This window comes from Cereibacter ovatus (genome assembly GCF_900207575.1).
GTDB lineage: Bacteria > Pseudomonadota > Alphaproteobacteria > Rhodobacterales > Rhodobacteraceae > Cereibacter_A > Cereibacter_A ovatus.
Genome location: NZ_OAOQ01000001.1, coordinates 104260 through 118024 on the forward strand (window position 1 = coordinate 104260; position 13765 = coordinate 118024).

Below are 13765 nucleotides of genomic sequence, written 5' to 3' on the forward strand. Positions count from 1 at the left end.
CGGGCGGCGCGGGTGGGGCCGTCCCGCGCGCGCCCCGCCCGCGCGCGGCCCTGTCAGGCGTTGGTGCGCCGCCCGCCCAGATGCAGCACAAGCGCGCCCACCATCAGCGCCGAGGCCAGAAGGAACGGCGCACCGGGGAACTGGACCGCGGCGCCCTCATGGGTGAACAGCCGGAAGGTTGCCGTCATCATCAGCGGCGAGACGATCATCGCGATCGCGTTCAATGACGCCAGCAGGCCCTGAAGCTCTCCTTGCGCATCCGGCGTGGTGCCGCGCGACAGGATGGATTGAAGCGCCGGCGTGACCACGCCCCCCAATGCGGTGACCGGGATCAACAGCAGCGCCCCCAGTCCCGAGGTCAGGAAGGCAAATCCCGCCAGCGTGGTGATATCGACCCAGATCCCCCAGAAGGCGGTGCGATGTTCGCCAAAGCGCCGGATCGCCGGGCCGACCAGGGCCACCTGACCCACCGCAAAGCTGATGCCGTAAAGCGCAAGCGAGGCGCCGATCATCGTGGCGCTCCAGTCGAAGCGGGCATGGCCATACCAGGCCCAGACCGCCGGATAGACGTTCATCGCAATGCCAAGGATCAGGAACACCAGCAGCGACCGGCGCAGCCCCGGCAGATGTGCCACCGCCCGGAACGCGCCAAGGGGATTGGCGCGACGCAGCGAAAAGGTGCGGCGCGTGGCATCCGTCACCGTCTCGGGCAGGATGAACCAGCCCAGCGTCAGGTTCAACACCGCCATCAGCGCCGCGGCATGGAACGGCGCGCGGATGTCCAGACCCGCCAGCAGCCCCCCCATCGCCGGCCCCAGCACGAAGCCGATGCCAAAGCCCGCCCCGATCAGCGCGAACCGTTTGGCGCGGTCCTCGGGCGGGGTCACGTCGGCGATGAAGGCTGATGCCGTGGCATAAGTGGCCGAGACGATGCCTGCCACGATCCGCGCCGCCAGCAGCATCCAGATTGTCGGCGCCAGCGCCATGGCAAGGTAAGTGCCCGACATGATGACCAGCGAGCCCAGCAGGATCGGCCGGCGCCCGAAGCGGTCGGACAGGCTTCCGATGGTGGGCCCGAACAGGAACTGCATGACCGCGAACGAGGCCGACAGCAGCCCGCCCCAGATCGCCGCCTCGGACAGGGGGCGGCCCGTCACCTCAAGGATCAGCTCGGGCAGGACGGGAAAGATCAGCCCGATGCCGATGGCGTCCAGCGTGACGGTGATCAGGATGAAGGCAAGGGCAAGCCGTGGGTTCGTCATATGGGGTCCGCGTCAAGAGACGCGCGGACCCTAGCCGCGCGCCGGGGCGCAGGAAAGCGGATTTGCCGCCACCGCGATGAGACGTTTTGCCAAGGTCTCGGGGCAGGCGAAGAATGGCGAATGCGAGGCGTCAAGGGTGCTGACGGTGCCCTCAGACCAGCCTTCGGTCATGGTCTGCTGATAGTCGGGCGGGATCGCGCGATCTTGCAGGCAGCGGATGTAGTGCCGCGGGACCGATCGATAGCGGTCGGTCAGGGTGATGGGCTGTTCCTGCGGCAGGATCGGCTGTGGCCCCAGCCGGGTGGCGGCGAAGGCGCGGGCCTCGGGGGGGCAGTCGTGATACAGCCGGTCGTCGGTCAGGGCCGGATCGAAGGTAAAGCTTTGCCGGTCGGGCGCCACACGGATCGCATCGCGCAGCGGCTGGCCGGGGCCGGCGCGGCGCATCTCGGCCAGCGACAGCCCGTCTTTCGGCGCATAGGCGCAAAGATAGACCAGCCGGGCGATCCTGTCCGGCGCCGTCTCGGCCGCGGCCGAGATCGGATAGCCCGCCATCGAATGGCCTACCAGCGTCACCGGCGTCTCGATCGCGGCAAGGATCGCGCGGGCATAAAGGTCCAGCGTCACGTCTGAAATCGGTGTCGGGTCCGCGCCATGCGAGGGCAGGTCGATCGCGCGGGCGCGGTGCCCGGCGGCCTGAAGATGGGGGATCACGTCGCGCCAGCACCATGCGCCGTGGCACGATCCATGGATCAGCAGAAAGTCAGACATGGCCGATCTGTTCCAGAAAGGCGGTTATCGCGGCCGCGGTCTCGGCCGGTTTGTCGATGGCGGTCACATGGCCCGCGCCCCGGATCATCTGGAACCGGCTGCCCTTGATCAGGGCCGCGGTCTCGCGCACCAGATCGGGGGGCGTGGTGCCGTCCTCGGTTCCGGCAATGGCCAGCGTGGGCAGCGTCAGACCCGATGTGGGGGTGTAGAAATCGGTGCCCGCAAGCGCCGCCGCGCAGCCGGCATAGCCCTCGGGATCGCCCGCGACAAAGCGTTCGCGCCAAAGCTGGCCCTTGGGGGCGGCACGGACCGCGGGCGGAAACCAGCGTTGCATCGTGGCATCGGCCAGCGATTCAAGGCCATAGCTGCGCACCTGATCGATGCGGTCCTGCCAGATCTCGGCGGTGGCGATCTTGGCCGCGGTGCCACACAGCACCAGCCCGCGGATCAGATCCAGCCGCTTGACCGCCAGCCCCTGCGCGATCATCCCCCCCAGCGAGCAGCCGACAAACACCGCCTCGTGCAGGGCCAGCGCATCCATCAGCCGTTCCGCATCGCGGATCAGCGCCCCCATCGCATAGGGCGGCTCTGGCACAGTGGATTGCCCGTGACCGCGCAGGTCGTAGCGCACAAGGCGCAAGCCCTGCGGCAGAAGCGGGATCACCGCATCCCAGATCCGCAGATCCGATCCCAGCGCATGGGCAAAGACCACCGGCGCCCCGGCCGGATCGCCTTCGTCGAGGTAGTGGATGCGCAGATCGCCGAAATCCTTGTCTGGCATGTCATGGCCTTCCGTTCGCGAAGCGTGAATGGCAGGGGGTGCGGGTGGTCATGGGGCAAGCCGGGCCAGCGCCTGTGCGAACAGCTGTGGATCGACATTCCCGCCCGAGGCGACGCAGATCACCGCCTCGTCCTGAAACGCATCGGGGCGGAACAGCGCCGCCGCCAGCGCCACCGCGCCGCCCGGTTCCAGCACGATCTTCAGCCGCAGGAAGGCCAGCGCCATCGCCGCCATCGCCTCGTCGTCGCTGACGGCAAGGCCCGGGCCGCACAGCCGCGACAGGATCGGGAAGGTCAGGCGTCCCGGCTCTGGCGTCACGATGGCATCGCAGATCGACCCCGACAGCGCCGGGTTTCGCAGGATCTGCCCGGCGGCAAGGCTCTGGGCGGTGTCGTCGAACCCGTCGGGTTCCGCGGTGCGCACGCGCAGGCCGGGGGCTGTCGCCTCAAGTGCCAGCGCCACGCCTGCACTCAGCCCGCCGCCGCCGCAACAGACCAGCACATCCGCGCGGGTCACGCCCTGCTCTGCGGCCTGTTCGGCGATCTCCAGCCCCACGGTGCCCTGACCGGCGATCACCAGCGGATCGTCGAACGGCCGGATCAGCGTCAGGCCGCGTTCGGCGGCAAGCGCCGCGCCGATCGCGTCGCGGTCCTCGGTCATGCGGTCATAAAGCACCACGCTTGCCCCCAGTGCGCGGGTATTGTCGATCTTCAGCCTTGGCGCGTCGGCGGGCATCACGATCACCGCGGGCACGCCATGCAGACCGGCGGCATGGGCCACCCCTTGCGCATGATTGCCCGAGGAATAGGCGATCACCCCCCGCGCCCGTGTCGCGGGGTCCAGCGCCGACAGGGCCGACCACGCGCCGCGCGCCTTGAACGAGCCGGTGTGCTGAAGGCACTCGGCCTTGACCAGCACCCGACGTCCGGCGATCCGGTCCAGAAACACCGAGGACAGCAGCGGTGTCCGCCGCACATGGCCCTGAAGCCGCGCCGCCGCGGCCCGGATCATCGCGATATCGGTCATGCCAGCCGCCCCAGCCAGTCGCGGATCGCGACAAGGCTTTCGGGTTCGTCCAGAAACGGGATATGGGCGCGGCCCGGCACGTCGGCAAAGACCATGTCGGGGCGGCGGCGGCGCATCTCGGCGGCGGTTTCCTCTGACAACAGGTCCGAACTGGCCCCCCGGATCAAGGCCAGCGGCAGGTCCGCGCAGGCATCGAACAGCGGCCAGAGGTCCACAGGTTTGCCCTGAAACGCGGCAAGGAAGGCCCCGCGCAGGGCGGGATCATAGGTGATGCGCAGGCCCTCGGGCGTCTCGTGGTAATGCAGCCGCGCCTCGGCCAGCCAGCGGTCGGTCGGCACATCGGCAAAGCCGGTCATCAGCCGGGGCAGGGCGGTGGCCAGTTCCCGATGCGTGCGCGCGGTGGGATTGCGGCCGACATAGTCAAAGATTCGCTCAAGCCCCGGGCGGTGGATTTCGGGGCCGACATCGTTCAGACACAGCCCCGCCACCCGGTCATGGGCCACCGCGGCCAGCATCATCCCGATCAGCCCCCCGCGCGAGGTGCCAAGGATCGCGGCCCTGCCCACCCCCAGATGGTCCAGAAGGTCCAGCGCATCGCGCGCCTCTTGCGGGACGGTGTAGCTGGCCGCCCCCGTCCAGTCCGAGGCGCCACGGCCGCGATAATCGGGCCGGATCAGCCGCACGCCGGCCAGATGCGGCGCAACATAATCGAAATCGCCGCCGGTGCGGGTCAGCCCCGGCAGGCAAAGCAGCGGCAGGCCCGCGCCTTCGTCGGTGAAGGCAAGGCGGGCGCCGTCGCTGGCGGTGAAGAACTGTGGCATGGGGCCTCGTATCGGGCTGTGCGCGGCGCGAGCGTTGCACAGCTTTGCGAAACGTTAAAGCCCGCGCTTGCCGGGCGGGCAGTCACGCCCTAAACCTCGCCCGACCAACAGGAGGACGGGACGCATGGCACGAAAACCCACGACCCAGCTGGAGGATCGTCCCAAATCGAGACAGATGGGCGCGCTGCGGGGCCTTGTGCCGTTTCTGAAGCCCTATCGGTTGATGACGCTGGGTGCGCTGGGGGCGCTGGTGCTGACGGCGGTCATCAGTCTGATCCTGCCGGTGACGGTCCGCCGGGTGGTCGACGGCTTCATGGAGAACAACGCGGCCCTTCTGGACGAATATTTCGCCGCCGCGCTGATCATCGCCGCGGCGTTGGCGCTGGGAACCGGGCTTCGCTACTACCTTGTGACCCGTCTGGGCGAAAGGGTGGTGGCCGACATCCGCCGCGCGCTGTTCGACCGGATGATGGGGATGAGCCCCGCCTTCTTCGAACGCGTCATGACCGGCGAGGTGCTGTCGCGGCTGACCACGGACACCACGCTGATCCTGTCGGTGATCGGCTCGTCGATCTCGGTGGCGTTGCGAAATCTTCTCATCCTGATTGGCGGCTTGGTGCTGTTGCTGGTCACCTCGACCAAGCTGACGGGGCTTGTGCTTTTGATCGTGCCGATGGTGGTGGTGCCGATCGTGATCCTTGGGCGCAAGCTGCGCCGGCTGTCGCGCGAGAATCAGGACTGGATCGCGCAAAGTTCGGGCGACGCCTCCGAGGCGCTGCTGTCGGTGCAGACGGTGCAGGCCTTCACCCACGAAAGCCAGTCGCGGGCGCGCTTTGGCGATGTCACCGAACGGTCGTTCCTGTCGGCCAAGGAACGGATCGGGACGCGGGCGATCATGACGGTGATCGTGATCTTTCTGGTGTTCACCGGCATCGTGGGCGTGCTGTGGGTGGGCGCGCGCGACGTGCGCGCCGGCGACATGACGCCGGGCGAGATGGTGCAGTTCCTGATCTATGCCGTGATGGTCGCGGGATCGGTCGGCGCCCTGTCGGAAATCTGGAGCGAGCTTCAACGTGCCGCCGGTGCGACCGAACGGCTGAACGAATTGCTGACGGCTGACGATCCGGTGCGCGACCCGGCCCGCCCCGTGGCGCTGCCGCGGCCCGTCAAGGGCGAGATCGCGTTTCAGGACGTGCGCTTCCGCTATCCCGCCCGCCCCGAGGTTTCGGCGCTGGACGGGGTGGATCTGGTGGTGCGGCCCGGCGAGACGGTGGCGCTGGTCGGGCCTTCGGGCGCGGGCAAGACCACGATCCTTCAGCTGCTGCTGCGGTTCTACGATCCGCAGCATGGCGCGGTGAAGATCGATGGCATTGACCTGCGCGACATGACGCGCGACGACTTTCGCCATGCCATCGCACTGGTGCCGCAAGACCCGGTGATCTTCGCGACCTCGGCGCGGGAAAACATCCGCTTCGGCCGGCCTGATGCAACCGATGCCGAGGTGGAACAGGCCGCCCGTGCCGCCGCCGCGCATGATTTCCTGAGCGTGCTGCCGCAGGGCTATGACACCTATGTGGGCGAACGCGGCGTGATGCTGTCGGGCGGGCAGAAGCAGCGCGTGGCACTGGCCCGTGCGATCCTGCGCGATGCCAAGATCCTGCTGCTGGACGAGGCGACCTCGGCGCTGGATGCGGAAAGCGAACGTGCGGTGCAGACCGCGGTCGAGGCGATGGCGCATCACCGCACCACGCTGGTGGTGGCGCACCGGCTGGCCACGGTAAAGCGCGCCGACCGGATCGTGGTGTTCGATCAGGGGCGGATCGTCGCCACCGGCACCCATGAGGCGCTGGTGGCCGAGGGTGGGCTTTATGCGCGGCTTGCGCGGCTTCAGTTCACCGACGGGCAGATCTGATCGGATCGGTCCTGACGTTGCGTTTGTTGCGGCGGGCCGGCTTGCTGTCCGCGACAAAAGCGACCATCGTTTTCCCAAATAAGGGGCCCCCGGCAAACGTGGGCCGGGAGGAGGAAAGATGGGTAGCTTTGCCAACGCCGCCGATCTGCGCGCGATCGAGGCCGAAGGCGCATGGGCGGAACTTGACGTTGCGCGCACCATGCACCGTTTTCTGGACCGCGCCGCCGCAGCCCATGGCGATCGGCCCGCGGTCACGTTCCAGTTGCTGTCGGCGCCGAAAAGCCGGGCCGAGACGCTGACATGGGGCGATCTGCACCGCAAGGTGACACAGGCCGCGAATCTGTTTCGCAGCCTTGGCGTCGGGCCGCGGGATGTGGTGGCCTTTGTGCTGCCGAATACGACCGAGACGGTGGTGACGCTTCTGGGCGGTGCGGTGGCGGGGATCGTGAATCCGATCAACCCCTTGCTGGAGGCTGACCAGATCGCCGCCATCCTGCGCGAGACGCGGGCGAAGGTGGTGGTGACGCTGCGCGCCTTCCCCAAGACCGATGTGGCGCAGAAGGTGTCCTTGGCGCTGTGCAATGCGCCTTCGGTGAAAACCGTGCTCGAGGTGGATCTGCTGCGCTATCTCGGGCCGCCGAAAAGCCTGATCGTGCCGCTGATCCGGCCGAAGAACCCGGTGCGCCACAGCGCCCGTGTGCTGTCCTTTGCTGCCGAGATCGCGAAACAGCCCGAACGGCTGGGCTTTCCTGACCCCGAGGAGGATCGCGTGGCGGCGTTCTTCCATACCGGGGGCACCACGGGGATGCCGAAGGTCGCCCAGCACAAGGTGTCGGGGATGGTCTACAACGGCTGGTGCGGCAAGCGGCTGCTGTTCCAGCCCACCGATACGGTGATGTGTCCGTTGCCGCTGTTCCATGTCTTTGCGGCCTATCCGATCCTGATGTCGATGATCGCATCGGGCTCGCATGTGGTGTTTCCGACGCCTGCGGGTTACCGCGGCGAGGGGGTGTTCGACAATCTGTGGAAGCTGATCGAACGCTGGCGTTGCACCTATCTGGTGACGGTGCCGACGGCGCTGGCGGCACTGATGCAGCGGCCGCTGGATGCCGATGTCAGTTCGCTGCGCGGGGCGTTTTCGGGCTCGGCCCCGCTGCCGGTAGAGTTGTTCAACCGCTTCGAGAAAGCGACAGGGGTGCAGATCGTCGAGGGCTATGGGCTGACGGAATGCACCTGTCTTGTGTCGGTCAATCCGCCCGACGGCGCGAAAAAGATCGGATCGGTCGGGCTGCCGTTTCCCCATACCCATGTCCGCATCCTGCATTCCAACGGCGCGGGGCAGGTGACGCGGGAATGTGGCGTGGATGAGGTGGGCGAGATCTGCGTGGCCAATCCGGGGGTGTTCGAGGGCTCGACCTATACCGAAGAGGACAAGAACCATGGCCTGTTCGCCGAGGATCGCTATCTGCGAACGGGCGATCTGGGGCGGATCGATGCCGAGGGCTACCTGTTCATCACCGGGCGGGCCAAGGATCTGATCATCCGGGGCGGCCATAACATCGATCCCGCCGAGATCGAGGATGCGCTGATGAGCCATCCGGCGGTCAGCTTCGTTGGCGCCATCGGCCAGCCCGACGCTTTCGCTGGCGAACTGCCCTGCGCCTATGTGGAACTGGTGCAGGGGGCTGAGGTCACGCCGGCCGAATTGCTGGACCATGCCCGCGCCCGTATCCACGAACGCGCGGCGGTGCCCAAGCATGTCGAGATCCTGCCGGAACTGCCCAAGACCGCGGTGGGCAAGGTGTTCAAGCCCGACCTGCGCCGCCGCGCCATTGCGCGGGTCTATGACCGCGCGCTGGAGGAGGCCGGGATCGAGGCGCGGGTGGTCGATGTGGTCGAGGACCGCACGCGTGGCCTTGTGGCGCGGCTGGAGCGGGTGGGGCAGGTCGACGAGGAGAAGCTGGCCCATGTGCTGGGGGAATATACCCGGCCGTGGGACTGGGTGTGAGCGTTGCAGCGGGGGCTGTCTGCCCCCGCACCCCCGAGGATATTTCAGCCAGAATGAAGGGGGCATTGAGATGACGGGTCATGTCACGGCCGGCGCGCCCCCGGGGAGACTTGAGCCAGAATGAGGGGGTGCGGCCGCGTGGTCTGGTGGGTCAGCTTTCGAGCCAGATCGTCACCGGGCCGTCGTTCACGAGGCTGACCTGCATGTCGGCGCCGAAGCGGCCGTTGGCGGTGGGGATGCCGTGGCTCTGCATTCGGGTGGTGAAGTGGTGGTAGAGCCGTTCGCCTTCGTCTGGCGGGGCGGCGGTCGAGAAGCCGGGGCGGTTGCCGCGGCTGGTGTCGGCGGCCAGTGTGAACTGGCTGACGATGAGGGCGGTGCCGCCGATGTCGGTCAGCGAGCGGTTCATCTTGCCGTTCTCGTCCTTGAAGATGCGCAGTTTTGCGATCTTTGTGGCCAGCGTGTCGGCATGTGGTTCGCTGTCGCCCTGCATGGCGCAGACGAGGATCACGAGGCCGGGGCCGATTTGGCCCAGGGTTTCGCCGTCGACGCTGACCGAAGCCTGGCTGACGCGCTGGACAAGGGCGCGCATCAGAGTTCGTCCGCCCAGGGCGGGTTGGCGCCGGGGCGCGAGACGGTGATCGCGGCGGCGCGGGTGCCGAGCGAGAGGGCGGTGTCGAGGGTTTCGGGCGGCAGGGTGGCGACGGCGGCTTTGGACAGGGCGCCGGTTTCGTGCAGGGCGGCGAGGACGCCGGCGTTGAAGGTGTCGCCTGCGCCCACGGTATCGGCCACCTCGACCGGGGTGGTGGCGCAGAAGCGGTCATGCGTGGCGGTGATCGCGCGGGCGCCTTTCGCGCCTTCGGTGATGAACACGAGTTTTGGCCCGCGGGCGAGGATCGTGCGGGCGAGGGCTGTCGCCTCGCCCTTGCCTTCCAGCCAGTGCAGGTCTTCGTCTGACAGTTTCACGATATCGGCCAGCGCGATCATCCGGCCGATCCGGGCACGGTAGGTGGCTTCGTCGCGGATGAAGCCGGGGCGGATGTTGGGGTCGATCATCATGACGCGGCGCGGAGCCTCGCGTGTCATCAGGGCTTCATAGCTGGCGGCTGCCGGTTCGTTCACCAGCGAGATGCCGCCGAAGAACAGGGTCGTGATCTGATCGGGCAGCGCGGGCAGGTCGGCCGTCGACAGCAGGCGGCCGGCGGTGTTCTCGTCATAGAAGGCATAGGTGGCCTGACCGTTCACCAGCCGGACGAAGGCCAGTGTGGTGGGGCGGTCCGAGCGGGCGCAGAGCGTGGTATCGACCTGGCTTGCGGTCAGCGTATCGGCCAGTTGCGTGCCGAACAGGTCGGTCGAGATGCCCGAGAAGAAGCCCGCCGGCGCCCCTATCCGCCCCAGCGCGATGGCGGTGTTGAACACCGCGCCGCCCGCATAGGGCGCGAAGGCATGTTCGCCCGCCGTGCTTTCGCGGGGCAGCATGTCGATCAGGGCTTCGCCGCAGCAGAGGATCATCGCGGTCTCCGGGTCAGCGGGTGAAATAGGGGGCGAGGTTGGCACGCACCCGCGCCAGCGGCGTTTCGCCCGACAGGTCGGGTTCGAAGCGGCGGCCGGTGATGGTTTCGTAGGCTTCGATATAGACGGCCGAGGTTTGGGCGATCATCTCGGGCGGGATCTCGGGGATGTCGTCGTGGTAGGGGTCGCAGCGCGACGCGACCCAGGCGCGGATCACGTCCTTATCGAAGGATGGCGGGCGTGTGCCATCGCGGAACGCCTGGTCATACCCCGAGGCGATCCAGTAGCGGCTGGAATCGGGGGTGTGGATTTCATCCGCGATCAGGATGTTTCCGGCCTCGTCAGTGCCGAATTCGTATTTGGTGTCGACAAGGATCAGGCCGCGTTCGGCCGCCATCTGCTGGCCGCGGGCAAAAAGCGCCAGCGCCTTGGCGGACACCTCGTCCCATTGCGCCTGTGTCAGCAGGCCCTGTGTCACGATCTCCTGTGCGGTCAGCGGCTCGTCATGGCCGCCGTCGAAGGCTTTCGAGGTGGGGGTGATGATCGGCTGCGGCAGGGCTTCGTTGTCGCGCAGCCCGTCGGGCAGGCGGTGGCCATACATCTCGCGCTGGCCCTGCTTGTAAAGCGTCAGGACCGAGGTGCCGGTGGTGCCGGCCAGATAGCCGCGCACCACGACCTCGACCGGCAGGATCGTCAGCCGCTTGCCGATCACCACATTCGGGTCGGGATAGGCCAGCACATGGTTCGGGCAGATGTCGGCCGTCGCGTCGAACCAGAAGCGGGCGGTCTGGGTCAGCACCTGTCCCTTCCATGGGATTGCGGCCAGGATACGGTCAAAGGCCGAGATCCGGTCGGACGAGATCAGGATACGCCGCCCGTCGGGCAGGTCATAGCAATCGCGGACCTTGCCGTAATAGGGGTTCGGAAGTTCGGGGATATGCGCATCGGGAAGAATGCGGGAAAGGTCGGGCATCGGGGGCTCCGCTGACAGGTGCGGGTTCTATCGGGCCGGGGGGCGGGTCTGTCAACCGGCGAGCGTGTGGAACCCCGCCGCAAGTGCGGCGTAGCGCCCGGCCTTGCCGATGCCCACAAGGATCAGGAACGGCCAGAACCCCACCCGCAGCGCGCCTGCCGCCACTGTCAGCGGATCGCCCACCACCGGCACCCATGCCAGCAGCAGTGACCACAGGCCATGGCGGCGATACCAGCGTTCCGCCCTTTCCAGCGCCCCGGCCGAGACCGGAAACCAGCGCCGATCGCGCCAGCGCATCAGGAACCGCCCCAGCGCCCAGTTCACCAAAGAGCCGGCAAGGTTCGCCGCCGCCGCCACCGCCACCAGTGGCGCCGCGGCATGGCCCGTGGTCAGTTGCGCCAAGAGCAGCGCCTCGGACGAGCCCGGCAGCAGCGTGGCCGAGGTGAAGGCACTGGCGGCCAAAAGCGCAAGCGTGGCGGGATCGGCCACTCAGCGGCCCTGCGCGACATAGGCCGCGGCGGCCGCCAGCAGCAGCGCCAGAACCACGGCAAAGGCGATCTTCCAGACCGACCACGGCCGTTCGCCCTGCACGCGGCCGGTCTGGCCGTTCACCACAAAGCGGTAGCTTTTGCCGTTGTAGCGGTAGGCGGCAGTCCAGACCGGCAAGAGGATGTGTTTGAACGTCTCATCCGACCAGTCGGTGTCGATCGCCGTGATGCGCTGTTCATCGCCGCCGATGTCGCGGGCCACGTCGCCCCGGATCGTCTGCGCCATGACCTCTTTTGCGCGTCCCCAGCCTTCGGCAAGGCCGACGGTGTAGCCTTCGGCCGCGAATCCGGCAAGGAAATCGGCGCGATAGGGGGCCAGTGCTGACAGATCCCACGGCGCCAGCGCCTCGGTATAGCTGCGCGGCAGACTGGCCGAGGCCATCACCAGCACGTCATTGAACGCCCGTGCGACGCGGCCCGAAACCGAAGTCCAGCGGATGTGGCGGACCTGTTCGGTGCGCTGGTGTGGCTTGCCGTCAACCATCACCGTCACGGTGCGGCTGGTGTAATAGGCATCGCCCCGCTGGCCGGAATAGCGGCTGCGGGTGGCGGTGTCGAACGTCCAGTAGGGGACATAGATCCCGGTCAGCGCGCGGCCCTTGCGGGCATAGGCGCGCAGTCCGTTCGGCGCGAACCACAGCCGGCCCAGCCAGCCCACCATTGCCGCGCGGGCCTCGCGTTCGGTCAGGCGGAACGGGATCACCGCCTGCGGCTTGATCAGCCGGCTTTCCCCGGTGCCGGCCACCACGGGCGTGTCGCAGAACGGGCAGCGCGTGGCATGGGTGGCGTCGCGGAACTCGACCAGTGCGCCGCAGGACGGGCAGGGCGTGGTGCGGATCTGTTCGGCCGCGGCGGCCGGCAGGGCGCCTGTCAGCGCCGGGCGCAACGGCAATTCGCCCAAGGCCTGCGGGTGGCCGGGGCTGGCGTCGGGGATCGCCTGCTCATGGCCGCAATGATCGCAGGCCAGATGGCTCTGGCCGGGGGCGAAGCGAAGGTCGGCGCCGCAGGCGTCGCAGGGCCAGTGCCGGATCTCGGACAAGGTCAGGCCCCCGGCGGCAGCGGTGGCGGCAGGGGGGCAAACAGCGCGGCCAGTGCCGGAACCTCGGATGCGGGGGTCCAGCCCGCCATGCCGGCCGACCACACCAGCGTGTCGCGCCGAAGCTGCCCGGCGGCGACGCGGCGGGCCAGATCGGCCTCTGTCAGTGGCCCTTCCGGGGCACCGTTCGCGGCCACATGCCATGCAACCCCGGCCGGGGGCAGCGGTGGTGGCGGTGGCGGTGCGGCCGCCGGGGCCGCCCCCCACGGCCCCTGCATCCGTTGCGCCATGCCCAGCCCCATCGCCGCCCCCATTCCGGCCGCAAGGCCCGAACCCGCGGCCCCTTCTGGCGCGGCCAGCGCCTCGGCGGCGCTGAACTGGGTATAGCGGTGCAGATCGCCCACGATTCCCATCGATGTCCGTTTGTCCAGCGCCTTCTCGACCTCTTCGGGAAGCGAGATGTTTTCGATGTAAAGTTCAGGGATCGCAAGGCCATAGGCCGCCACCGTGGGCGCGATCGCCTCGGCCACCATCCGGCCCAGATCGGCGGTGTTGGCGGCCATGTCCAGCACCGGGATGCCGGACCCCGCCAACACGCGGGTCATTTCCTGCACGATCACGTTGCGGATCTGGAAGCTGATCTCGTCCGAGGTGAATTCGCCATCGGTGCCGACGATCTCGGTCATGAAGCGGCCGGGATCGGTCACGCGCATCGAATAGGTGCCGAAGGCGCGCAGGCGCACCGGGCCAAATTCGGCATCGCGGCAGATGATCGGGTTCTTCGTCCCCCATTTCAGATCGTTGAAGCGGGTGGTGGCGACGAAATAGACCTCGGACTTGAAGGGCGAGCGGAAGCCGTGGTCCCAGTGTTGCAGTGTGGTCAGCACGGGAAGGTTGTTGGTTTCCAGCATGTAAAGGCCGGGGCCGAACACATCGGCCAGCTGGCCTTCGTGGATGAAGACCGCGGACTGCCCTTCGCGCACGGTCAGCTTGGCGCCGTATTTGATCGCATGGCCGTGCCGCTCAAAGCGCCAGACCATCGTGTCGCGGGTGTCATCGACCCAATGGATGACGTCGATGAACTCGCCGCCGAGGAAATCGAAGATCGGCATCGGGGGTCT

Annotated in this window: 13 protein-coding genes; 2 read left to right on the top strand and 11 right to left on the bottom strand. The window is 67.9% G+C overall.

Annotated elements, in window-relative coordinates; all coding sequences use genetic code 11:
- Positions 1-53: 53 nt before the first annotated feature.
- The 5 genes from CRO07_RS00445 to CRO07_RS00465 are packed head-to-tail and all read right to left on the bottom strand — an operon-like array spanning position 54 to position 4658.
- Positions 54-1262 carry a TCR/Tet family MFS transporter gene (locus CRO07_RS00445; protein ID WP_097028724.1) on the bottom strand — a complete coding sequence of 403 codons (1209 nt, stop codon included), beginning with the start codon at positions 1260-1262 and terminating at the stop codon, positions 54-56.
- A 30-nt stretch (positions 1263-1292) separates the two neighbouring features.
- Positions 1293-2030 (bottom strand): alpha/beta fold hydrolase, encoded by a 738-nt coding sequence (locus CRO07_RS00450; RefSeq protein ID WP_097028725.1) that lies wholly within the window; start codon positions 2028-2030, stop codon positions 1293-1295.
- Complete coding sequence (gene pcaD, locus CRO07_RS00455; RefSeq protein ID WP_097028726.1) at positions 2023-2811, bottom strand: 3-oxoadipate enol-lactonase; 789 nt, start codon at positions 2809-2811, stop codon at positions 2023-2025. The genes CRO07_RS00450 and pcaD overlap by 8 nt, the downstream gene beginning before the upstream one ends.
- Positions 2812-2859: 48 nt before the next feature.
- The gene (locus CRO07_RS00460) at positions 2860-3837 is read right to left on the bottom strand and encodes a threonine ammonia-lyase (RefSeq protein ID WP_097028727.1); all 978 of its coding nucleotides are present in this window, start codon (positions 3835-3837) and stop codon (positions 2860-2862) included.
- Positions 3834-4658 (bottom strand): alpha/beta fold hydrolase, encoded by an 825-nt coding sequence (locus CRO07_RS00465; protein WP_097028728.1) that lies wholly within the window; start codon positions 4656-4658, stop codon positions 3834-3836. The genes CRO07_RS00460 and CRO07_RS00465 overlap by 4 nt, the downstream gene beginning before the upstream one ends.
- A gap of 124 nt (positions 4659-4782) precedes the next feature.
- On the opposite strand from CRO07_RS00465, the gene CRO07_RS00470 reads away from it, so the two are divergent.
- On the top strand, positions 4783-6570 hold the full coding sequence (locus CRO07_RS00470; protein ID WP_176504453.1) for an ABC transporter transmembrane domain-containing protein: 1788 nt from the start codon (positions 4783-4785) through the stop codon (positions 6568-6570).
- A 118-nt stretch (positions 6571-6688) separates the two neighbouring features.
- Entirely contained in the window at positions 6689-8578 is a 1890-nt protein-coding gene (locus CRO07_RS00475; protein WP_097028730.1) for an acyl-CoA synthetase, read from the top strand.
- Positions 8579-8729: 151 nt separating this feature from the next.
- Here the strand turns inward: CRO07_RS00475 and dtd are convergent, their stop codons facing one another.
- The 6 genes from dtd to CRO07_RS00505 are packed head-to-tail and all read right to left on the bottom strand — an operon-like array spanning position 8730 to position 13756.
- Positions 8730-9167: a D-aminoacyl-tRNA deacylase gene (dtd, locus tag CRO07_RS00480; protein WP_097028731.1), complete on the bottom strand. Its 438-nt coding sequence runs from the start codon at positions 9165-9167 to the stop codon at positions 8730-8732.
- Positions 9167-10087: a carbohydrate kinase family protein gene (locus CRO07_RS00485; RefSeq protein ID WP_097028732.1), complete on the bottom strand. Its 921-nt coding sequence runs from the start codon at positions 10085-10087 to the stop codon at positions 9167-9169. The genes dtd and CRO07_RS00485 overlap by 1 nt, the downstream gene beginning before the upstream one ends.
- 13 nt (positions 10088-10100) lie before the next feature.
- Positions 10101-11060: a phosphoribosylaminoimidazolesuccinocarboxamide synthase gene (locus CRO07_RS00490; RefSeq protein ID WP_097028733.1), complete on the bottom strand. Its 960-nt coding sequence runs from the start codon at positions 11058-11060 to the stop codon at positions 10101-10103.
- Positions 11061-11111: 51 nt separating this feature from the next.
- Complete coding sequence (locus CRO07_RS00495) at positions 11112-11549, bottom strand: YqaA family protein (protein WP_097028734.1); 438 nt, start codon at positions 11547-11549, stop codon at positions 11112-11114.
- Positions 11550-12647 carry a primosomal protein N' (replication factor Y) - superfamily II helicase gene (locus tag CRO07_RS00500; protein ID WP_097028735.1) on the bottom strand — a complete coding sequence of 366 codons (1098 nt, stop codon included), beginning with the start codon at positions 12645-12647 and terminating at the stop codon, positions 11550-11552. It lies immediately after the preceding gene.
- 2 nt (positions 12648-12649) lie between these two features.
- Positions 12650-13756 (bottom strand): SPFH domain-containing protein, encoded by a 1107-nt coding sequence (locus CRO07_RS00505; RefSeq protein WP_097028736.1) that lies wholly within the window; start codon positions 13754-13756, stop codon positions 12650-12652.
- Positions 13757-13765 lie beyond the last annotated feature (9 nt).